Raw genomic sequence first — 21618 nt, 5'->3', positions numbered from 1 at the left:
AGGGTAAAGCACGATTTGAGCCAGTGTTGCGGCTGCGTGCTCTAGCCTTTTAGCGTTTGCTCAAGAACGTGCAGTTCGTGGTTGCATTCCGGATTTTTTGTGCGGTCCAGGGCGATCTTGCGCACGGCGTGCAACACGGTCGTGTGGTCGCGGCCGCCAAACAGTTCGCCGATCTCCGGCAAGCTCTTCTGCGTCAATTCCTTGGCCAGATACATGGCGATCTGGCGCGGCCGGGCGATATTGGCCGGGCGGCGCTTCGAATACATGTCGGCGACCTTGATATTGAAGAAGTCGGCTACTGTTTTCTGGATGTTTTCCACGGAAATCTGGCGATTCTGTACCGACAGCAAGTCCTTCAGGGCTTCCTTGACGATATCGATGGTGATATCTTTACCATGGAAACGCGAGTAGGCCAGGATCTTGCGCAGCGCGCCTTCCAGTTCGCGCACGTTCGAGCGCAAGTGCTTGGCGACAAAGAAGGCCACATCGTCCGAGAAGGTCACGCCTTCCTGTTTGGCTTTTTTCAACAGAATCGCCACCCGCATTTCCAGTTCCGGCGGTTCGATGGCCACTGTCAGGCCCGAGTCGAAGCGCGAAATCAAGCGGTCATCCATGCCGGTGATTTCTTTCGGATAGGTATCCGAGGTGATGATGATCTGTTTCTTGGCAGCAATCAGTGCTTCAAAGGCATAGAAAAACTCTTCCTGCGTGCGGCTCTTGCCGCCGAAGAATTGAATATCATCGATCAACAGCATGTCGAGCGAGTGATAGTAATGCTTGAAGTCGTCGAAACCCTTGCGTTGGTAAGCGGTCACTACGTCGCGAACATACTGTTCTGCGTGGATGTAGCGAATCTTCGCGCCCGGATTGTCGGCCATTACCTGGTTGCCGATAGCATGGATCAAGTGCGTCTTGCCGAGGCCCACGCCGCCGTAGAAGAACAGCGGGTTGTAGGACACGCCCGGATTGTTGGCTACCTGGATCGCGGCGGCACGCGCCAATTGGTTGGCCTTGCCGGTCACGAAGCTGTCGAAGGTCAGGTCGGTGTTGATGCGGCTTTGCTCGCGGCGCGGCGCGGCGCCTATGCTCAGTTCCGGCACACTCGGGGGCGCTTCCACGGCGCTGCGCGCACTGGGCGCGCCGCCATTCGGATCGCTGGCCGGGGTGCTGGCGGCAACTGGTTTTTTAGGCAATGCCAGGCGCGGATCGAGCACGAACTGCACGTCCGTGGGCGCTTCGAAATATTGTATGGCCAATGCGGTAATGCGGCTGGCGAACTGGGTCTTGACCCAATCGAGCTTGAAGCGATTGGGCGCAGCGATGCGCAGCTTGCCCTCTTCGTAATCGAGAGGGATAAGCGGTTTTATCCACGCACTGAATTGTTGCGGTGTCAGCTCCAGTTCCAACTGCGCGGAACAGGCCTGCCAGAAATTATCCATGAATCGTCTATGTGAAAAGGTGTGGGAGGGCGTATCGATTCTGCCCTGCGTGCACCGTGTTGCAAGGCCGGCGTCGCGCGAGGGCTCGCCACACGTAACGCGCTATTCTACTCCCGACCGTCAAAGTTATCCACAGGCGCGGCGCTTATTTTTATGTGGAAGGCGTGGCGGCATGTGTATAAGACGCGACTTATCCTTGCTGTTTTTTCGCCCTTACCCAGTGCTGGTGCGGCATAGCGCCCTATGGCGCCAGATGGAAAATCCCTGGCGATCACGGCAATCCTTGACAACAGGGGGCCATATGCTGAATAATTCAGGGTTCCCCGCCCGTATTCCGTGTTTATTCATTTGGAACGACAATATGGACTAAGCGTGGATTAACGACGCATTAGCAGATTTGCTAGGCGTTTAAGCGGGCGATGAGATTGGCCAGCTTGTGCCTTGGCATAAGTGCGCGATTGTCATTGGCACCAAAAACTGACGGGACGTCAGACCCGATTTTGCATTTTTTTTGTTTTTAGCGAGACCAACATGAAACGTACTTACCAACCTTCCGTCGTTCGCCGTAAGCGTACGCACGGCTTCCGCGCTCGTATGGCTACCCGTGGTGGCCGTGATGTGCTCAACGCACGTCGCGCAAAAGGCCGCAAACGTCTGGCCGTCTAGGCTTGTCGTTGACAGCTGATCGCGTGGCTAGCTGTACTCCAGTCGGCAATTTCCGCGAAGGTTCACACGACTTCGCGCGCTTTCGGCGTATCGTTAAAACGGATGAATTTTCATCCGTTTTTCGTTTGCGCCCTTCGCAAAAAACAGCGCATTTTGTGCTGTACACCCGACATAATCAATTGCCGCATGCGCGGCTGGGCGTCGTTGTGGCCAAGCGTTTCGCGCCGCGCGCGGCGACCCGCAACACGATCAAGCGCGTGACGCGCGAGCTGTTTCGCAACAGCGCGCTGCCGCCGGTCGACTGTGTGGTGCGCCTGTCGCGCGCCGTCAACAGCAAGGATGGTCCGGCCACCACGGCCAGGCTGAAAGCCGAACTGCGTGATGAACTGAGCCGTTTGTTTGCGGCACAAGTCGCCGCCCAGGCCCGCTCGTCTGCTGTTGCTGCACCGCCAGCACCTTCTGTGCCATGAAAACCCTGCTGCTGTTCTTGCTGCGTGCTTATCAGTTACTGATCAGCCCCGTGCTGGGACAGAATTGCCGTTTCTATCCTAGCTGTTCGCATTACGCGATGGAAGCGTTGCGCGTGCACGGTGCCGCCAAGGGCAGCCTGCTGGCTGCCAAACGCGTGTGCCGTTGCCACCCCTGGAATGAAGGGGGCGTCGATCCGGTGCCACCGGCCGATGGCAAACAATCTTCAACGACCGCTTGCGGTTGCAACCACTCCTGACAAATACCCTAATGGATATCAATAAACGTACCATCCTGTGGATCGTGTTTTCCGTCTCGCTGGTAATTCTCTGGAACGAATGGATGATCTCGAACGGCAAGCCGTCGATGTTCTCCTCGAACACGGAACAAACCGCGAAGGCCCCCGTTTCCCCAGCCGCGACCGTTTTGCCGGCGACCGGCGGCGTGACCACGGGCGCGCCTGGCGATAGCGCCGATCCTGCCGCTTTCAAGAGCGAGCGCATTACCATCACCACCGATGTCATCAAGGTCGATATCGATACACTGGGTGGCCAGGTCAAGCGTCTGGAATTGCTGAAATTCAAGGGCGCGGGCAATCCGGGCTGGTTCGGCGGCTGCTTCGGCCTGTTCAAGGCTTGCCAGCCTGACGCCGGCAAGGAAAATGAAGTGCTGTTCGACGAAGGCGTCAACCACACCTACCTGGCGCAATCGGGCCTGGTCGGCGGTCCTTTCCCTACGCACAACACCGGTTTTACGGTATTGCCTGGCGTGCGCACCCTGGGTGATGGCAAGCAAGTTCAACTGGTGATGGAAGCGGTGCAAGGCGGCGTCAAGCTGACCAAGACGTTTACCTTTACCCGTGGCGATTACGTAATCGACGTGCGCCATGACGTATCGAACGTGGGCACCACGCCAGTTTCGCCACAGTTGTACATGCAACTGGTTCATGACGGCAACAAACCTGTCACCGATTCCTTCTTCAACAGCAGCTACACGGGTCCAACCCTGTACACGCCGCAAGACAAGTACCAAAAGCTGACGTTCGAGAAAATCGAAAAAGCCACCTTGGAAGATGAGAAAAAAGGCACGGACGCGGCCATGAAGGGCTTGCATCCGCAAAAAGCGGACGGCGGCTGGTTTGCTATTTCGCAACACTTCTTTGTCTCGGCTTTCATACCGCCAGCAAATATTGCACGCGATATCTTCACCAAGAAACTGTCGACCAATCTGTACGCGATTGGCAACGTGGTGTCCCTGCCTACCCTGGCGCCAGGCGCCTCGGCTGCGCTGGACAGCAAGCTGTATTCGGGTCCGCAAATTGCCCACCTGCTCGAACCGGTCTCGCCTGGTCTGGAACTGGTCAAGGATTATGGCTGGCTGACGATCTTCGCCAAGCCGATTTTTTGGGTCATGGAGCATATCCACAGCGTGCTGGGTAACTGGGGCTGGACGATTATTGCCTTCACTATCCTGATCAAGCTGGCGTTCTTCCCGCTGTCGGCTGCCGGTTACCGCAGCATGGCCAAGATGAAACTGGTCACGCCGAAGATGCAGGCGATCCGCGAGCGCTATAAAGGCGATCCGCAAAAGATGAACCAGGCCACCATGGAGTTGTACAAGACTGAAAAGATCAATCCGCTGGGCGGCTGCCTGCCGATTTTGATCCAGATGCCGGTCTTTATCGCCTTGTACTGGGTGCTGAACGCGTCGGTGGAAATCCGCGGCGCGCCGTGGATAGGCTGGATCACCGACCTGGCCCAGCATGATCCATGGTGCATCCTGCCTGTGCTGTACGCGATTTCGATGTTTATCACGACCAAGCTGAACCCGGCCCCGGCCGATCCGATGCAAGCGAAGATGATGCTGTTCATGCCTTTGGCATTCTCGGTGATGTTCTTCTTCTTCCCGTCGGGCCTGGTACTGTACTGGGTCGTCAACAACGTCCTGTCGATCGGCCAGCAATGGGTGATCACCAAGAAATACGCGCCAGCCGCCGCCAAGTAAGCACGGCCCGCGAACCGAAAGCCCGCCTCGCGCGGGCTTTTTTTGCGCCTGCTTTTGCCCTGAAATAATCTACAATATCCCCATGAAACTTGACTCTTCCCCTATCGCCGCCATCGCCACTGCTCCCGGACGCGGCGGCATCGGCGTGGTACGCGCCTCCGGCAAAAACCTCGTTCCCCTGATGACGGCCCTGTTCGGGACCCAGGTCCTGAAACCGCGCCACGCCAGCTATTTGCCATTTACGCAGGCCGATGGCAGCCTGATCGACCAGGGCATCGCCATCCACTTCAAGGGACCGAATTCGTACACAGGCGAAGACGTGCTGGAATTGCAGGGCCATGGCGGCCCCGTCGTGCTGCAATTGCTGCTGGCGCGCGTGCTGGAAGCGGGCAAGGACAGTGGCTTGCGCCTGGCCGAGCCCGGTGAATTCACGCGCCGCGCGTTTCTGAACGATAAACTGGACCTGGCGCAAGCCGAGGCGGTGGCCGACCTGATCGATGCGTCGACCGAAGCGGCGGCGAAATCGGCCTCGCAATCCTTGTCGGGCGCATTCTCGAAAACCATCCATGCCCTGGTGGAGCAGGTGACGGGCTTGCGCATGCTGGTCGAAGCGACGCTGGATTTTCCGGAAGAAGAAATCGATTTCCTGGAAAAATCGAATGCGCGTGGCCAATTGAAAGCCGTGATCGAGGCATTGAATAAAGTGTTCAGCCAGGCGGCGCAGGGCGCGCTGCTGCGCGAAGGTTTGAATGTGGTGCTGGCCGGCCAGCCCAACGTGGGTAAATCGTCGTTGCTGAACGCGCTGGCGGGCGCCGATGTGGCGATTGTCACGCCGATTGCCGGCACCACGCGCGACAAGGTCAGCGAAACCATCCAGATCGAGGGCATACCGCTCAACATCATCGACACGGCCGGCATCCGCAATGCGGGCGACACCATCGACGCCGTCGAGCGCATCGGCATCGAGCGCACCTGGGGCGAAATCGGCAAGGCCGATGTAATTTTGCACTTGCTTGACGCCGACCAAGGGCCGACCCTGGCCGATGAAACCATCGTCGCCGCCTTCCCGGCAGGCGTGCCGGTGGTGCGCGTGTGGAACAAGATCGACTTGTCTGGCCACAAGCCCAGCGTGGACGTTTTGCCGGACGCCACCCACGTCTATCTGTCTGCCCACGATCATCTCGGCATCGACCTGTTGCGGGCTGAATTGCTGCGCATCGCCGGCTGGCAACAGACGGGCGAATCGCTGTATCTGGCGCGCGAACGCCATTTGATCGCCCTCAAATCGGCCGGCAAGCATTTGAATATCGCCGCCGAGCACGCCGCCCAGGACGATCAATCGCTGGACCTGTTCGCCGAAGAGCTGCGCCTGGCGCAAGTGCAATTGTCGAGCATCACCGGTGAATTCTCGCCCGACGATTTGCTGGGCGTGATTTTCAGCCGTTTCTGTATTGGTAAATAAGCCGGATTCGGTTTCCTCTTATTGCGCGGCCGTCGCAGCACGGTTGCTGCGCGCAAATGCACTTGGCGACAAGCCAACCGAGCGGCTGAAGGCCGTGCTGAAGGCGCTGGCCGATTGATAACCGATCGCATGCGCCACTTCCCCCAGGGACAGGCCATCGTGCCATAACATGTCCTTGGCCAGGGCCATGCGCCACCGCAGCACGTATTCCATGGGAGGAATACCCAGCACCTGCATGAAGCGCGCGGCAAACGCGGCACGCGACATGCCGGCCTGGCTGGCGAGGTCTTCCACCGTCCAGCGCCTAGCCACATCGGCATGGATCAGGCGCAGCGCCACCGCCATGCGCGTATCGCTCAGGCCGGCAAGCAAGCCGGACATTGCCTCTCGCCCTGCGGGCGGTTGCCAGCGCAGCGCTTCAATCAGCATCACTTCAACCAGGCGCATCAGGATGGCGTCGGCGCCCGGCCGTTGCGACTGCGTTTCCGTGCCGATGGCGCGCACGATCCAGGCCAGGTGGTCTGCGCCGCTATCGTCAGCCTTGATATGGATCACGGACGGCAGCAAACTTACCAGTAGCGGAGCGCTGGTAGGATCGAATAAAAAGTAGCCGCCCAGCATGCGGATGGCGGGTGCGTCTTGCTGGTTGCCATGGTGCACCTCCCCGATCGGACTTGCTTCTGCGATGCGTGTAACCGGCTGTTCAAGGGCGGTCAGGTCGCTGCCCATGCGAAAACCCGGCGTGGCCGGCAGCAGGATGTAATCCCCAGGCTCCATCAGGAATGGTGCGCTGGCGTCGAGCTGCATCCAGCAGGAACCTTCCAGCATCAGGCAGAAACTGGGTTGGCCATAGTTCGGGTATTGCACCGCCCAGCTGCCTGAACCACTGACGAATTTCGACAGCACGGTGCGTGGTCGCAAGAGGCCAACGATGGAAGCTAAAGGGTCGTTATTTAGATGATCACGCATGATTCCAAGACTACTCGCTATGGATCGTCTTGGTCAAGCGTCTTATCATGTATCTCACTTTTTAAAGGAGATGCACATGAAAACGGTATTGATCACAGGTTGTTCCTCGGGTTACGGCAAGGCGACGGCCGAGTACTTTCTGGCACAGGGCTGGAATGTCATCGCGACCATGCGTCAGCCCGATGCCGATTTACTGCAGGGGCCGGCGGAGCACCTTTGCGTGGTCCCACTCGATATTACGGACGCAGACAGCATAAGTCGCGCCATACGCCTGGGCCAGGCGGCCTTTGGCAAGATCGATGTGCTGGTCAACAATGCCGGCATCGGCCTGTTTTCGGCATTTGAAGCCACGCCGGCCGCGACCATCCGCGAAGTGTTTGAAACGAATACTTTCGGTGTGATGGCCATGACGCAAGCTGTGATACCGCTCATGCGCGCAGCGGGCGAAGGCATGATCATCAATGTGACTTCGAGCGTCTGTTTTGCGGGCATGCCGCTGGTAGCCCCGTATGCGGCAAGTAAATTTGCCATCGAAGGTTTTACGGAATCGCTGTTTTATGAACTCGATAGTGTCGGCTTGCGCGTCAAGCTGGTCGAGCCTGGCTACGGTCCGAATACGCGCTTCACGGCCAATGCAGGCGACCGCATGAATGGCCTCGTGTCGCAGGCCTACGCCGCTTATGCCGGACAATTGATGGCGCAATGGGCGAGTCCTGGCGCGATTACCGAAGCGCAAGATGTTGCCGAGACCATCTTCTTTGCCGCCAACGACCAGTCCGATCAATTGCGCTTTGCGGCGGGCGCCGACAGCGCCCATCTGGCCCATGCGCGATGGAATAGTACGGATGAGCAATTCCTGTCCGGCATGCGCGCCATGATGAGGATGGAAAAATGAATGCGGTGAAAGCCATTGCGTGGCGTATCTTCGCCGCGCGGTCCACTGGTCGATGGCGGTATTTCCAGTCTGGTGCCGGTGCGCTTTGCCCGTGCGATGGGGGCACAGGTGGTCATCGGCGTGGATATTTATTGCCATAGTCCGCGCCAGCAGGGGAACTCATTCCTGACGGCTTTTACCAAGGTTGCGCGCACCCAGACTTGCCTCGTGAGCCGGGCGGAAATGCCGGAGGCCGATATGCTGATTGCGCCCAGCGTGAGCGTGACCGACATGCACAGCGCTGCCCAGCGTACGCAAGCTATCATGGCAGGTTATCAGGCCGCCAGGCAGGCCATGCCGAAGATCGTCGCGCTGCTCGATAAGAAAGCCTCCGCATAAGTTTTCTTTGCAGACAAGCCCCCATTGAGAATTGTCATATACGGCAAATCACGCTGGCGTAATCTTGCTGAGCGGCCTTGAAGTGCCGCTAGGAAAGGAAACGCCATGGACAGCAAGCAGCCGGAAGTCGTGCAAGGCGAGAGGGACGTGACAGCCAGATTGTCATTGCCCTCTGCGCCGGAACTGATCGCGGTCTTGCCGCCCAAGGGCGCGTGTTGGTATTGCGATAAGCCGCTCGACGCCGTGCGCCGCTTTTGCGGCAGGAATTGCAGTGCGGCGTATGCAGAAGAAGTGTTATATCAGGGGTAGTCCGGGCGCTTAGCGGCAGCGCAGCAGCGCCGCCAGGGCGGCGTCGAAATCGAATTCATGCGCGGCGGCTGCCACTTCCTGATACACGTTGACGCCCAGGCTGGCGGCGAGCAGGGTGGCGGAATTTTCCAGGATATCGATGGCTGCGCCGTCGCCTTCGCGCAAATGGCTGGCCAGGCGCGCCAGCAGCAGCTGGATGGCGGGGGCGGCCGGATCGGGCGCCATGTCTTGCGCCGCGATCTGTTTTTCGTCGGGTGTGCCCAGCAGATTGCTGACTGCTTTCAATAATTGATCTTGCGCCAGTTCCAGTTGCTGCATCTGCTGTTGCAAATCGGGCGCCTGGGCGCGCAACGATGCTTCCAGGGCCAGCGACAGCGCATGGACGCGGTGCGCGCCTATCATGCCGGCGGCGCCTTTCAGGCTATGGGTTTTCAGGCGGGCCGAGGCATAGTTACCGGCCTTAAATTCGCTGCGGATCTGGCAGGGCGTGGCGCCATGGTCGTGCAGGAAGCGGCGCAGGATTTTCAGGTACAGGATGCGGTCGCCCATAATGCGGCCCAGTCCGGTCTCGATGTCGAGTACCGGAACTGTGCCGGAGGCCGCCGTGGCGGCATCGTCATCGCAAGTGGTCTGTGTTTTCAGCATACCTGATCTGCAGAGTAGAGCCCAAAACTTGTCGATTGTGAAGAAGCGGGAACGGCAATTCTACATCCGGATATCCTTCAGGCCGTGTTCGTTTGACTGCCTGATCAGCGTGTTGTAAATGACCAGTTGCGCACTACCGCTGCGCCATTGACCGTGCCTGTGAAGCTGACGTCAAAGGTGCTTGCTGCCGATAGTGTTGACAGGGGAATGATGGAAGCGGCCGAGGCTGGCGTATTCGTGTCGGTGGCTTTCTTCAGCAGCAGCACCGTCAAATCGCTGCTGGCGCCACGCTGGCGTACCGTGAAACTCGTTACGTTGAGTGTATCGTAGATGTTCGCATGCACGCTGATCGGGTAGCCGACGATGTCCTGGTTGGGTACGGGGTCCGGCGACTCGTTGTCGCTGGAGAAGCTGGTGGCCACCTTGGTCTGACCATTGAACGGGTAGGTGACGACTTGTCCATTCGACAGGCCGGGGCCATAACCATTGTTGGCGGCAAAATCGGTGGTGAAATAGGCATAGCCGCTGGTACTGACGGCGGCGCCGGCGCCGGCTTCCTTGAAGATCGGTTCAAAGATGACGAAGCGGTGATAAATGGCCGTGATCAATTCTTCGGCCAGATAAAAGCCCGAGGTATTTGTTGCGCCGGCGATGACTTCGCCGTAGGCATAGGAATTGGACGTGTTGATTACATAGCCTGCGTTGCTCAGCCGGTCTCCCAGTTTGACGCCCGTGAAGCCTGGTTTGCCGGCAACCTGCTCGTGCGATACCGTGTTATTGGCTTTCAGATAATCGGAATGCCCTTGCGCCGCGCGGTCGATCAGGCTGTTGCGTGACAGGGACGCCACGCCGATCTGGCCGCGCCGGTAATTGATCCAGTTGTAGCCATCCGTGGCGATGTTGTTGGTCGCTACCGGTGCGCCCGGTTCTTGCGTCAATTGCGACGCTGGCGTGGATGGCGATAGTGCTGTGCTATTACTCGTATCGCTGCTTCCGCCGCCGCAGGCACTGAGCAATGCCGCGATCAAGAGGGCGGGGATCCATGGTTTCCAACGCTGGGATGAGGCGATCAAGCTGGCTCCTGTCTTCAAAAGGGTAAGCTGATTACGGCGCCTGGCTAGTGTCAGCAAGGCGGCGAACCTTGTGAATCGATTCTAAGGCATTTTTATGTGCTGTAGAGCATGATTGCAAAGATATCTCATTGCTGTGTGCGGCTGTCCACATCTGCGGTGCCGCACGTGAGCAGGGTAGAATGAGCATAGTGCATCGTTTGCGTTCCCGCTGCTTTTTTACTGATTTTTTGGATTGTCCATAATTTGAACACCTTGCCCAAGTCGCGCCTTCAACGCGCCAAATACGCCTTGCCCAGCATGGTGACTTTGCTTTCGATAGCATGTGGCTTCGCCAGCATCGTTATTTCCGTCGATAACGCCGGTGTGGGCGACCCCGGCGAATACCGCCTGGCGGCAGTGCTGCTGGTGCTGGCCGGGGTGTTTGATGCACTCGACGGCTTTGTGGCGCGCGCCACCGGCACCAGCTCGCAGTTTGGCGTGCAGCTCGATTCCATCGCCGACGTGATGAATTTCGGCTGCGCGCCAGCGGTGTTGTTGTACTGCTATGGTTTTGTGCAGATGGGCGTGCACGATCCGCTGCTGCTGCGTTTTGGCGGCATGGCCAGCTTTTTCTTTGTCGCTTGCGGCGCCATGCGCCTGGCCCGTTTCAATGTGAACGTGGGCCGTACCGATCCGCTGTATTTCGTCGGCATGCCGATCACGGCCGGCGCTGCCTGCGTGGCCGCCGTGGTGGTGGCGTGGCCGGCACCGATAGACTCGCAACTGCACAGCTATCTGCTGATGCTGTTGCTGGTGGGCGTGGGCAGTTTGATGGTGTCAACCTTGCGTTTTCCCAGCTCCAAGCAAAAGAAAAGCCTGGCCGCCTTGCTGGTGCTGATACTGGCGATCGCTGCGCTGGTGTGGCTGAAAACCAGTTTCTTTGCCTTCTTCTTCGCCGTCTACATCGTTGCCACCCTGGCGTTGAACCTGGCGTGGTACCTGGGGTGGCGCGGTATTGCTTTACCCCAGGTTTTCAACGATCCCGACGAGATGGACTAAGCTTTAGCGCACTTCTTTACGCCACCTCGTGCCCACGCGCGGCGCGCAGGATGGCGAACCATTCGTTGCGGCTGAGCGTGAATTGCGTGCCTTCCACGGCCACGCCGACCGCTTCGATGCGTCCGGTGCCGGTCAAGGGCAGCGGGCGCGATGGCAGTTGCATGATCCAGGCAAATACCACGCTGGCAAACGGACGCTGATGCGCGTCGGCGATGGCCTTGATGACATTGCGCAGGTTTTCCACATTCGCATCGCCGCCCTGGAACAAGCGGCCACCGGCCAGCGGCGACCAGATCATTGGCGCTACGCCAACATCTTGCAAGCCATCGAAGGTTTCATCGAACAGCGGCGCCACATGCAGCGGCGAAAACTCGACCTGGTTGGTCACCAGCGGGAAGCGCCGGTTCAGGCTCTCGAACTGGTGGCGGCTGAAATTCGATACGCCGAAGTGCAGCACTTTGCCGGCAGTTTTCAATTGCGTGAACGCGCTGGCGACTTCATCGAAATCCATCAACGGATCAGGACGGTGTATCAGCAGCAAGTCCAGGCGGTCGGTGCGCAGCTGGCGCAGCGATTGCTCGACCGAAGCGGTGATGTGCGCCGCGCTGGTGTCGTAATGCTGGATCGTGTGGCTGGGGTGGTGCTGCGACAGCAGCTTGATGCCGCATTTGCTGACCAGCTCCATCTTGTCGCGCAAGCCAGGCTGCAAGGCCAGCGCTTCGCCAAACAGGCCTTCGGCGCTGTAGTCGCCATAAATGTCGGCATGGTCGAAACTGGTAACGCCCAAGGCCAGGCATTGTTCAATAAACGTCAGGCGTTGTTGCGCAGTCATGTTCCATTCGCCGATGCGCCACATGCCGGCGACGATGCGCGACAATTCGGGACCAGTGGAACTGAGGCGGCTGCGTGGCGACTGCAAGCTGGCGGGTAGTACTTGGCTCATGAATGGCTTTCTGATGAAGACGGGTGGGTAATCCTGACGATTATAATCAGATGAGCTGCTTTGAGCTGGCACGCAGACAAAAAAATGCCCGCATCGCTGCGGGCATTTTTGATCGGGCTATCACTGCGCGGCGATTATTTCAGCCACAAGCGCATCGAATCCCAGGCGCGGCCAAAGATGGTGGCCTGATTGATCGTTTCCAGCGCGACCACTGGCAGTTCCAGCAGCACTTTGTCGTCGACCATCATTTTCAACTTGCCGACCGGTGCATTTTCAGCCAAAGGCGCAACCAGCGGGTCTTTGCGTTCCAGCACTGGTTTCATCTTGGCGGCAACGCCTTTCGGTACGGTGACCAGCACGTCACGCGCGAAACCGATTTTCACGGTGCCTTTCGAGCCTTTCCAGACTTCCGGCGTGGCCACGGCCTGGCCTTTCGAGTACAGCTTGACTGTATCGAAGTTCTGGAAGCCCCAGTTCAGCAGCTTCTGGCTTTCCTGCGTACGGGCCTGGTCGGATGTGGTGCCCAGCACCACGGAAATCAAGCGGCGTTCGCCCGAACCACCAGGACGGCGGGCCGAAGCGATCATGCAAAAGCCGGCCGCTTCCGTGTGGCCGGTTTTCATGCCGTCAACGGTAGGGTCCAGCCACAGCAGGCGGTTGCGGTTAGGCTGGGTGATCTTGTTGTAGGTGAAGCTCTTGATGGAATCGATTTTATAGAATTCCGGGTAGTCGATGATCACGCGCGCGGCCAGCACGGACAAGTCTTGCGCCGTGGAATAGTTCTCGGGGCTAGGCAAACCGTGTGGATTGCCAAAATGGGTGTTTTTCAAGCCCATGCGTTGCGCTTCGCGGTTCATCAGCACCACGAAAGTGCCTTCATCGCCGGCGACGGCTTCGGCCAGCGCCACGGCGGCGTCGTTACCCGACTGTATCATCAAGCCATGCAGCAAGTCATCGATGGAAACCGGGGTGGCTGGGTCGATGAACATTTTCGAGCTGCTGGAATCAACTTTCCACGCGTGCACGGAGACATTCACTTTTTGATCGAGGGTCAGTTTCTTTTCACGCAGAGCGGCAAACGTCAGGTATGCCGTCATGATCTTCGTCAGGGAAGCCGGTTCGATGCGCGCATCCGGATCTTGCGAAGCAATGATCTGGCCACTGGTGGCGTCGAGCAGCAGCCAGGACTTGGCGGCGATGGTCGGGGCCGGAATGGTTTGCGCGAAGGCGGAAGATAGGAAAAGTACACTGGAGGCCAGTGCCGCTAAGAGTTTTTTCATGGAGGCTGGTCTGCGAAAAAGATGAAGGCTGAGGACCATGTCGACTACGCTGACACGGTCGCGTGGAAAAAACGGACTAATTATAGCCGTGGAAACGGTAGTAAGCCCACACTTCAGTGCTCATCCGGTGCCGAAACCGGTTTATCGCCATGCCATAGCGCGATCACCAGATTCTTGATGTGATTGAGCTTGCGATGGAAGAAGTGGTCGGCGCCCGGGATCACGATCACGGGGATGTCTTGTGGCCGCGCCCAGTCGAACACGGCGGACAAAGGAATCGTCTCGTCGAGCTCGCCGTGGATCAGGATGGTGTCGGCCGGAATGTCGGCCATGGCCCATTTGCCGGCCGCGCTGCCGATCAGCGCCAGGCGCTCGGCCGGCGTGCCGGCGGCAGTCAAGCGTTCCTGCAATTTCGATTGCACGTAGGTGCCGAAGGAAAAACCGGACAAGGCTACCGGCAAGCCTGGGTACAGCTTGAGCATGTGTTCGTATAACAATTGCATATCGTCGGTTTCGCCTGCGCCATGGTCGTGCACGCCTTCCGAGGCGCCCACGCCGCGAAAGTTGATGCGGGCCACCACATAACCGAGGGCGACAAAGGCGCGCGCCAGGGTTTGCGTTACCTTGTTATCCATCGTGCCGCCGTACAGCGGATGCGGATGGGCAACCAGCGCGATGCCACGCGGGGTGTCTGCCGGGAAATCGAGCAAGCCTTCCATGCTGCCTGCATGACCGGCGAGGGTAAATTTTTCCGAATTTCTGTTCATGATGCTCATACTGGTGGCGGATGCTTAAGTTAAAGTTAAAACTTGAGGTGAAAGGGCTTAAATCTTCAGCCGGTCGACGACTTTGCCGCCCACCAGGTGGGTATCGATGATTTCATCGATATCGCTGTTGTCGACATAGGTGTACCAGGTCGCTTCCGGGTAGATGACCAGCACCGGTCCCTCTTCGCAGCGGTCCAGGCAGCCGGCCTGGTTGATGCGGATCTTGCCCGCGCCACTCATGTTCAAGTCCTTGATGCGGCGCTTGCAATGCTTTTGTGCGCTTTCCGCACCATGGTCGCCGCAGCTGTTGCGGCCGTCTTCACGTTTGTTCATGCAGAAAAAAACGTGGCGTTCAAAATACGATGTTTCGCTCATACTGTTCTCCTGCTATTTGCTCAATGCGCCATCATAACGCTTATGGATGGTCCTCGCGACGTTGGCGCGGTACATCTTCTTGCCGATTCAAGCGATGCGAGGGCAGGCACAGGAACCACAAGGTCACGAATGGCCACAGCAAGGCCAGGAATTGCGCCGCGCCATTAAAGTTGAGGAACTTGCCTTGTACCCAGCCTTGCAAGGTAGACATGAAGTAGGGATTGATCGGCGTGATATTCACCATGACCAGGCTGAGCAGCAAAGTGGCGGCCGCGACCCTGCGCTGCGCCACATGCGGTGCGAAAGCCAGGCCGCCCAGCATGATCAGGCCGATCAGGAAGCCGCCCTGGGCGCCCGGCGTAATCCACACAAAAGCGTTTTGCGGCGAGAACAGCAGGGCGCTGGCCATGGAGCGCACCACCAGTGCCGCGCCTATCAGTGCCAGCATCATGGTGGCGCGCGGTGCGCCACGGCGCAGCAGGCACAGCAAAGTCAGTACGGCGCCCGTCATGCCGCAGGCCGTGATGATGGTTTCCGATAGCCAATACTGTTCCACCGTCAGGATGGTATCGGGCCGCAAGTAGGCGGCCACGTCGATGTCCGTACCCATCAGTGTCGATAGCCAGTCCGACAGAATCGGCAGCAATTGTCCCAGGCCGAACAGATAGCCTTGTGGATAGATTTGCGCCAGCGGCCACAGCGCGACCAGTATCAAGCCCTGGCTGGCATGCTGGGCAAACCAGCGCTGGCGCAAGCGTATCAAATGGCTTTGATCGAGCAGTTTGCGGGCCGACAGGGCGCCGATGATGGCGCCAGCGCAGCAACCGGCCGAATTGGTATAAAAATCGAGGTTCGATGAAACGCGGCTGGGCAGATAACTTTGCACGGTTTCCATGCTGCCAGAAACGAGCACGCCGCACAGGCTGGCGATCAGGATAGCTAGCCAGCCCGTAACTCTTGGAAACAAGGAATACACAATCAGCGCGCCCAGCGGCACATAGCCGACGATATTGATGCCCACGTCGAAACCGGTCCAGTAGCGCGGCATGGCCGTGTTTTCCAGGAAGGTAAACGGCGACAAGCCCGTGCTGCGCCAGCCCGTAAACGGAAACCAGCTGGCGTAGACGATCAGGAAGATATACGCGAGCAGCGCTGCGCGCGCCAGCGGCGAGTGTCTCAGGGACGTCAGCGCTGCTGGCGGACTATCGGCGGCATGCGGGGCAGTCATTCTTTCGGTATGTTCAGCGTGCCCAGCCAGGTAAGCAGGTCGGTGGCGACCGCATCCGAGGCTGACGCCAGCGCTTGCGCGCCCCCTTGCGCGTCAGCGCTACGGGCGTCGCTGCTGCGGCTGAAAGTTTTCTGGTCGATCAGGCGGTGGCCCCGGAACAGCGAGGCGCGCAGCGACACATGGCCGCTGCTTTGCGTCTGGGTATCGAAGTTTTGCGAAAAATCATCGACGTCGATGCGCAGCAGCGGTATGCCGCTGGCGGCATCGGTGGTCGACAGCACTTTCACGCCGCCCTGGGCGATGCGTGTTTTCAGGCGCTGGCTCAGCAGCTGCAGCGGCGGCGTATTCCAGCGGTTGTAGGCATAGGGCCGCGATTGCTGCGCATCGGCGTACAGCAAGCGGTAATACATGCGCTGACTGTCCAGCCAGGAGGGGCCATTCGCGTCGGCAATCACCAGCACCGGCAGCGGCGGCGCCGCTTGTTGTGTCGCAGAAATACCGGCCGGGCCGAAATCATAGAACGTGGGCAAGGGGCCGCGGCTGGCGCAGCCGCCCAGCAGCAAGGCGGTGGACAGGGTCAGCAGGGTGACTGGACGAGAGATGGACATGATGGGTTCTCCTTATTTGCCTGGCGCCGAAAAGCCGGGTTCGCCCGGACCGGGCGGGATGTCGGGGGCGCCGAACAAGATGCTTTGCGGCTGTTCGTTGAGCGTGCTCATGGTAGTTTTCAGGGCGCGCATCGAAGAACGGGCTTCACCGCTCAGGTCGATGACTTGCGGCAGCACTTCCAGCGAGACGCCATTGGCCACCGTTTCCACCGAGGTCCCCACTTTGTCGACCGTGCCATTGACCTTGTCCAGAACGCCACCTGGCGCCTGGATATCATTACCCAGTTTTTTCCAGGTTTGCGTCAAATCAGATACATTCTTGCTGGCCGTGCTGACGGCCGTCAAAGTTTGCCGCGTCTGTTCAGTCAATTGCGGCAATTGCACCAGGGTCGGCTGCAACTGCTGGGGAATCGCGCCAAAAGCCTTGGCCGCCTTGCCCACTTCATTGAAGGCGCCCAGCATGGCCGCCTGATTGTCCGGGCTCAGCAAGTTGTTGACCTTGTTGGTGATCTGTTCTGCCTGGTCGAGGATGCGCTTGCCGCGCTTTTCCAATTGATCAAGCAAGCCCGCGCGCAGGGGGATCAGTGTCGGCTGTTCCTTGCTGGTGCCCAGCAATTTGGAACCCACATGTTCATCGTCCAGCTGAATGTAGGCGATACCCGTCACGCCCTGGTAGCCCAGGCTGGCAAAGGTGGTGGTGGTTACCGGCGTATCGGGCGCGACACTGATATGCACCAGGATTTGCCCGGCTTTTTGCGTGTCGAAATCAATTGCGTCCACCTTGCCCACTTCCAGGCCACGGTAGCGCACGGTAGCTTGCGGGTTCAGGCCGGGCACCGACAAGGTGGTGGCCAGCAGATAAGGCACCCGCTCCACGCGGTCGCGGTTGAACCAGACGCCGAACAGGATGGCGGCGATCAGCAGGGTGAGCGTGAAAAAGCCCGTCATCAGGGCGTGTGATCTGTTTTCCATTACTTCTCCGCTTTCTTGTCTATGCCGGCGAGTTCGCCTGGCGCTGCAGCGTTGTCATTTCCATTATTCTTTTCATCGAGCGCTTCCAGCGCGCGTTTGCCGCGGTCGCCAAGGAAAAATTGCTTGATGAACGGGTGATCGAACTGGATCACCTCGCGCGTGGGACCGATCGTGATCACATGTTTTTCCGCCAGCACGGCGATGCGCGTGGACAGGGCGAACAGGGTGTCGAGGTCATGCGTGACCATCACCACCGTCAAGCCCAGTTCGCGGTGCAGCGACTGTATCAGGCTGACGAAACTTTCCGACAGATCAGGGTCCAGGCCCGCCGTCGGTTCATCGAGAAACAGCAGTTTCGGTTCCAGCGCCAGGGCGCGCGCCAGCGCCACGCGCTTGATCATGCCGCCCGATAAGTCCGACGGCATCTTGGCGGCGTGTTCCGGCCCCAGGCCCACCATATTCATTTTGAGCAATACGGCGTCGCGTATCAGCGCTTCCGGCAGCACCCGCAATTCGCGCATGGGCTGGGCCACATTGTCGAACACGGTCAGCGCCGAATACAGCGCGCCTTGCTGGAACAACATGCCCCAGTGATTGCGCAATTGCTGCAATTGTTCTGAACTGGCTTGATTGATATCTTCGCCAAAGACTTTGACGCAGCCGCGCGCCGGATGTTCCAGGCCCAGCATCTGGCGCAGCAACACCGTTTTACCGGTGCCGGAGCCGCCCACGATGGAGAGGATTTCACCGCGTTCGATTTCCAGGTTCAAGTCCTGGTGCACCACCGTACGGCCGAACTTGGTCCACAGATTGGAAATTTCCACCACGGGCGCGTCGCCGTGCAGATTGAACTGGCCTTCCGTGGCCGGGCTGCAAATATTCTCGCTCATCGGTAGCCCACCCCATTGAAGACGATGGCAAACACGGCATCGGCCAGGATCACCACGGTAATGGCGGTGACGACGGCGGTGGTGGTGCCGCGTCCCAGGCTTTCCGTATTGGCTTTGATGCGCAGGCCAAAGTGGCAGGAAATCAGGGCGATCAATATGCCGAAGACCACGCCCTTGCCCAGGCCTATCATGTAGTTGGCCAGTGGAACGGCATCGGGCAGTTTCTGGATGAAATAGCCTGCCGACAGATTCAGCTCGGTCTTGGCCGCCACCATGCCGCCGATCAGCGCGGCCGTATCGGTCCAGATCACCAGCAGCGGCATGGAGATGGCCAGCGCCAATACTTTCGGCATGATCAGGCGAAAGCCGTGCGAAATGCCCATCACCAGCATGGCGTCGAGCTCTTCCGTGACACGCATCACGCCCAGTTGCGCCGTGATCGATGAACCGGAACGGCCAGCTACCAGGATCGCGGCCAATAAAGGCCCCAGTTCGCGGATCACGCTCATGCCCAGCAGGTTGACCAGATAGATATCACCGCCAAAGGCACGCAATTGCTGTGCAGACAGATAAGACAGCACCACGCCGATCAAAAAGCCCACCAGCGCCGTGATACCCAGCGCCTGGAAACCGGCATGGTAGATATTGGCGGAAATTTCACGCCAGGGGCCGCGCAAAGGGTGGCGTATGAAGCGCGCCGTATCCTGTGTTACCTGGCCGACCAGGGCAATAAACCCTTTTAAGTGTTCGAAAAACAGCAGGATCGCCATGCCCAGCTTCATCACGGGCGTCAGGCGGTTGGCGCGGGACGCCGGCATTTCCAGCGGCCCGGTTTCCTCGATGCGCTTGAAAAATTCTTCCTGGCCAGGCGCCAGGGTCAGCTGCGCGGGGCGTGCCTTGCCCCAGGCGTTCCAGAAATACTGGGCGCCGATATGGTCCATGCTGGCAATTTGCGACAAGTCCCAGCTGACATTCTTGTCGCCAAGCAAAGGCTTGAGCTGGGCCTCGACGGCCTTGATGGCATTGTCATGCGCCAGCGCATGCACCTGCCAGGTGCCGCTGGCAGTCACAAGAGCTCCCTGTTGGGAGCTGGTCTGGGAAAGCTTTAATATCGGCGATTGGACAGTGGGCATCGCGCCAGTTTAAGGGAGATTGGTCCAGACCGCCACCGATGTTCATTTTGCACTGTTTGCTAGCGCACCTTAGGCGGCCAGATGACGCGCCTGGCGCTGCGGCAGAGTGACCTCCGGACGGACCTTGGCCGTGTGGGCATGCGCCTGCGCGCCACCCGCATAATCGCTGGCCAGCAAGGCATTCGCTTCGACCGCGCTCATGCCGCGCGTTTGCAGCCATTGCGCCACCAGCTTGGCCAGGCGATCCATGGCGATGCGGTGGGTGGCGTCGGTGTGGGCGTACAGCCAGTTCGAGAAATCCATGAAGTTCTCGAATGGCGCATCGCCCAGCATCCACTGCACCGTATTGGCGAAACGGCCCGAGTTGGCGACCAGGTCCCAATAGCGGGCGAAACGCACCAAGCGCTGCATGCTCATGAAGTCCAGCTGCTTGTTGGCCAGGATGGTGTAGGGCGGATACGGGTCATACACCATGCCAAATTGCTCGGTATGGCGGATGATGGGCGTGCCGCGCAGGCGTTTCAAGATGCCGAACTGGATTTCATGCGGATTCAGGGCCACCAATTTATTAAAGCCGGTGGCAAAGCTGGCTTCATCCTCGCCGGGCAAGCCGGCGATCAAGTCCACATGCAAATGGGCATTCGACTCTTCGCATAGCCAGCGGATATTGTCGGCAGCCTTTTGATTGTCTTGCTTGCGGCTCACCAGCGATTGCACGTCCGGGTTAAAACTCTGGATGCCGATCTCGAATTGCAGCGCGCCGGGCGGGAACTTGCTGATGCCTTCTTTCAGCGCATCGGGCAAGTGATCGGGCACCAGCTCGAAGTGGGCGTAGATAGGATCATCCGGGTTGGCCTCTATCTTATCGAGGAAGAACTGCATGATCTTCAGGCTGGTCTTGATATTCAGATTGAAGGTACGGTCGACGAATTTGAACAAACGGGCGCCGCGCGCATGCAGGGACTCCATCTCGGCCAGGAAATTGTCCAGTGCAAACGGCCAGGCCGTCTTGTCCAGCGCCGACAGGCAGAATTCGCACTTGAAGGGGCAGCCACGCGAAGCTTCCACATAGATGGTGCGATGCTTGATATCGTCTTCTGTATATAAGGAGTAGGGCAGTTGCAGCTCAGCCAGCGGCGCTTGCACGCCCGCATGGATCTTCATCAGCGGTTTCGGGCCGTTGAGGATCTCGCCGCACAGCTTGGGGAAAGTCACGTCGCCCCAGCCCGTGATCAGATAATCGGCCAGCTTCACGATTTCCTGTTCGCCCGGCTCATGCGACACTTCCGGCCCGCCCAGCACGATGATGACCTCCGGCGCCACACGCTTGAGCATGGCGACCAGCTTGGTGGTTTCTTCGACGTTCCATATATACACACCGAAACCGATGATGCGCGGCTTGTTCGCCAGGATACGCTCGACCAGTTCCGTGGTCTTGCTACCGATCACGAATTCCTGCAGCCGCGTCTGCTCTTGCAGCGGCCCCATATTGGCCAGCAGATAGCGTAGCCCCAGTGAGGCATGGGTATAACGGGCGTTCAAGGTGGAGAGCAGGATAGTCATGACGGGCGCAGGTCGGGAAAAACCGTCATTTTACGCGGCTATGGAAGAAAAGCTTGCGTAACCGTTCGGACTTGGCTATAGTTCGCCCCCTCGCTGAACGACGCATGCAAATGCAGAGTGAAGTAGAGAAAAAGAAGGAGTTGACGGACGTAGCGAATTGCTTCATACTCTTCCTTCTTCGCAGCTGACAAACACAACGCTTTGTCGATAGCGCGAAAGTAATACTGAATACGGTTCTTTAACAATTAACAGTCGATAAGTGTGGGCATTTGATGTCAGTGCAGCAGTGATCTTCGGATCGCTGTCAAACTTAAAATATCAAATGTTCACAAGAAATAATGAAATAGGCGCTACGAAAGTAGTGGCCTGTCAGTTTTTTGAGTGAGCGACCCATCAGCAATGATGGTGCCTGTAACAGGGCAAAGTAACAGAGATTAAACTGAAGAGTTTGATCCTGGCTCAGATTGAACGCTGGCGGCATGCCTTACACATGCAAGTCGAACGGCAGCACGG

At 58.6% G+C, this 21618-nt stretch carries 23 protein-coding genes and 1 rRNA gene; 10 read left to right on the top strand and 14 right to left on the bottom strand.

What is annotated here, in order from left to right; genetic code table 11:
- Nucleotides 1–41: 41 nt before the first annotated feature.
- Complete coding sequence (dnaA, locus tag HDE72_RS12800; protein ID WP_183741384.1) at nt 42–1439, bottom strand: chromosomal replication initiator protein DnaA; 1398 nt, start codon at nt 1437–1439, stop codon at nt 42–44.
- 531 nt (nt 1440–1970) lie between these two features.
- On the opposite strand from dnaA, the gene rpmH reads away from it, so the two are divergent.
- The 5 genes from rpmH to mnmE all read left to right on the top strand — a co-directional run bounded on the left by rpmH (nt 1971) and on the right by mnmE (nt 6039).
- Entirely contained in the window at nt 1971–2105 is a 135-nt protein-coding gene (gene rpmH / locus HDE72_RS12795; RefSeq protein WP_010401996.1) for a 50S ribosomal protein L34, read from the top strand.
- 23 nt (nt 2106–2128) lie between these two features.
- The gene (gene rnpA / locus HDE72_RS12790; protein ID WP_183741382.1) at nt 2129–2575 is read left to right on the top strand and encodes a ribonuclease P protein component; all 447 of its coding nucleotides are present in this window, start codon (nt 2129–2131) and stop codon (nt 2573–2575) included.
- Nucleotides 2572–2832, top strand: coding sequence for a membrane protein insertion efficiency factor YidD (yidD, locus tag HDE72_RS12785; protein ID WP_183741380.1), 261 nt, complete (start codon nt 2572–2574; stop codon nt 2830–2832). The genes rnpA and yidD overlap by 4 nt, the downstream gene beginning before the upstream one ends.
- Nucleotides 2833–2843: 11 nt before the next feature.
- Nucleotides 2844–4577, top strand: a complete 1734-nt coding sequence (gene yidC / locus HDE72_RS12780; RefSeq protein ID WP_183741378.1) for a membrane protein insertase YidC — start codon at nt 2844–2846, stop codon at nt 4575–4577.
- 82 nt (nt 4578–4659) lie between these two features.
- Nucleotides 4660–6039: a tRNA uridine-5-carboxymethylaminomethyl(34) synthesis GTPase MnmE gene (gene mnmE / locus HDE72_RS12775; RefSeq protein ID WP_183741376.1), complete on the top strand. Its 1380-nt coding sequence runs from the start codon at nt 4660–4662 to the stop codon at nt 6037–6039.
- Between the two features lie 18 nt (nt 6040–6057).
- Here mnmE and HDE72_RS12770 read toward each other — a convergent pair whose 3' ends face one another.
- Nucleotides 6058–7008 carry an AraC family transcriptional regulator gene (locus tag HDE72_RS12770; protein ID WP_183741374.1) on the bottom strand — a complete coding sequence of 317 codons (951 nt, stop codon included), beginning with the start codon at nt 7006–7008 and terminating at the stop codon, nt 6058–6060.
- A gap of 76 nt (nt 7009–7084) precedes the next feature.
- Between HDE72_RS12770 and HDE72_RS12765 the strand changes: the two genes are divergently transcribed.
- The 3 genes from HDE72_RS12765 (at nt 7085) to HDE72_RS12755 (ending at nt 8590) form a co-directional block, all read left to right on the top strand.
- Nucleotides 7085–7903, top strand: a complete 819-nt coding sequence (locus tag HDE72_RS12765; RefSeq protein WP_183741373.1) for an SDR family oxidoreductase — start codon at nt 7085–7087, stop codon at nt 7901–7903.
- Nucleotides 7904–7918: 15 nt separating this feature from the next.
- Nucleotides 7919–8281, top strand: a complete 363-nt coding sequence (locus tag HDE72_RS12760; protein ID WP_183741370.1) for a patatin-like phospholipase family protein — start codon at nt 7919–7921, stop codon at nt 8279–8281.
- Between the two features lie 105 nt (nt 8282–8386).
- Nucleotides 8387–8590, top strand: coding sequence for a hypothetical protein (locus tag HDE72_RS12755; RefSeq protein WP_183741716.1), 204 nt, complete (start codon nt 8387–8389; stop codon nt 8588–8590).
- A gap of 9 nt (nt 8591–8599) precedes the next feature.
- Here HDE72_RS12755 and HDE72_RS12750 read toward each other — a convergent pair whose 3' ends face one another.
- Both HDE72_RS12750 and HDE72_RS12745 read right to left on the bottom strand, forming a co-directional pair.
- Nucleotides 8600–9235, bottom strand: a complete 636-nt coding sequence (locus tag HDE72_RS12750; RefSeq protein ID WP_183741369.1) for an Hpt domain-containing protein — start codon at nt 9233–9235, stop codon at nt 8600–8602.
- Between the two features lie 104 nt (nt 9236–9339).
- Entirely contained in the window at nt 9340–10308 is a 969-nt protein-coding gene (locus HDE72_RS12745; RefSeq protein WP_221291260.1) for a CAP domain-containing protein, read from the bottom strand.
- 252 nt (nt 10309–10560) lie between these two features.
- Between HDE72_RS12745 and pssA the strand changes: the two genes are divergently transcribed.
- The gene (pssA, locus tag HDE72_RS12740) at nt 10561–11346 is read left to right on the top strand and encodes a CDP-diacylglycerol--serine O-phosphatidyltransferase (protein ID WP_409254964.1); all 786 of its coding nucleotides are present in this window, start codon (nt 10561–10563) and stop codon (nt 11344–11346) included.
- 16 nt (nt 11347–11362) lie between these two features.
- On the opposite strand, the gene HDE72_RS12735 is transcribed toward pssA, so the two are convergent.
- From HDE72_RS12735 to HDE72_RS12690, 10 genes are all read right to left on the bottom strand, one after another.
- Nucleotides 11363–12289 (bottom strand): aldo/keto reductase, encoded by a 927-nt coding sequence (locus HDE72_RS12735; protein WP_183741366.1) that lies wholly within the window; start codon nt 12287–12289, stop codon nt 11363–11365.
- A gap of 134 nt (nt 12290–12423) precedes the next feature.
- Complete coding sequence (locus HDE72_RS12730; protein ID WP_183741364.1) at nt 12424–13569, bottom strand: D-alanyl-D-alanine carboxypeptidase family protein; 1146 nt, start codon at nt 13567–13569, stop codon at nt 12424–12426.
- A 113-nt stretch (nt 13570–13682) separates the two neighbouring features.
- Nucleotides 13683–14336, bottom strand: coding sequence for an alpha/beta hydrolase (locus HDE72_RS12725; RefSeq protein ID WP_183741362.1), 654 nt, complete (start codon nt 14334–14336; stop codon nt 13683–13685).
- 57 nt (nt 14337–14393) lie between these two features.
- The gene (locus tag HDE72_RS12720; RefSeq protein ID WP_183741360.1) at nt 14394–14711 is read right to left on the bottom strand and encodes a (2Fe-2S) ferredoxin domain-containing protein; all 318 of its coding nucleotides are present in this window, start codon (nt 14709–14711) and stop codon (nt 14394–14396) included.
- Between the two features lie 40 nt (nt 14712–14751).
- The gene (locus HDE72_RS12715; RefSeq protein WP_183741358.1) at nt 14752–15939 is read right to left on the bottom strand and encodes a VanZ family protein; all 1188 of its coding nucleotides are present in this window, start codon (nt 15937–15939) and stop codon (nt 14752–14754) included.
- Nucleotides 15936–16547, bottom strand: coding sequence for an ABC-type transport auxiliary lipoprotein family protein (locus tag HDE72_RS12710; RefSeq protein ID WP_183741356.1), 612 nt, complete (start codon nt 16545–16547; stop codon nt 15936–15938). The genes HDE72_RS12715 and HDE72_RS12710 overlap by 4 nt, the downstream gene beginning before the upstream one ends.
- Before the next feature lie 12 nt (nt 16548–16559).
- Nucleotides 16560–17519 carry an MlaD family protein gene (locus tag HDE72_RS12705; protein ID WP_183741354.1) on the bottom strand — a complete coding sequence of 320 codons (960 nt, stop codon included), beginning with the start codon at nt 17517–17519 and terminating at the stop codon, nt 16560–16562.
- On the bottom strand, nt 17519–18409 hold the full coding sequence (locus HDE72_RS12700) for an ABC transporter ATP-binding protein (RefSeq protein ID WP_183741352.1): 891 nt from the start codon (nt 18407–18409) through the stop codon (nt 17519–17521). Before HDE72_RS12700 ends, HDE72_RS12705 begins: the two co-directional genes overlap by 1 nt.
- A complete protein-coding gene (locus tag HDE72_RS12695) occupies nt 18406–19542 on the bottom strand; it encodes an MlaE family ABC transporter permease (RefSeq protein WP_183741350.1) in 1137 nt (378 codons plus the stop codon). Before HDE72_RS12695 ends, HDE72_RS12700 begins: the two co-directional genes overlap by 4 nt.
- 69 nt (nt 19543–19611) lie before the next feature.
- The gene (locus tag HDE72_RS12690; RefSeq protein ID WP_183741348.1) at nt 19612–21105 is read right to left on the bottom strand and encodes a B12-binding domain-containing radical SAM protein; all 1494 of its coding nucleotides are present in this window, start codon (nt 21103–21105) and stop codon (nt 19612–19614) included.
- Between the two features lie 436 nt (nt 21106–21541).
- Between HDE72_RS12690 and HDE72_RS12685 the strand changes: the two genes are divergently transcribed.
- Nucleotides 21542–21618 (top strand): 16S ribosomal RNA (locus HDE72_RS12685); the annotation flags it as partial.

It is taken from the genome of Janthinobacterium saanense (genome assembly GCF_014200675.1).
Taxonomy (GTDB): domain Bacteria; phylum Pseudomonadota; class Gammaproteobacteria; order Burkholderiales; family Burkholderiaceae_D; genus Janthinobacterium.
The sequence above is the reverse complement of the archived record's forward strand: the minus strand, read 5'-3'. Positions and strand labels throughout refer to the sequence as shown.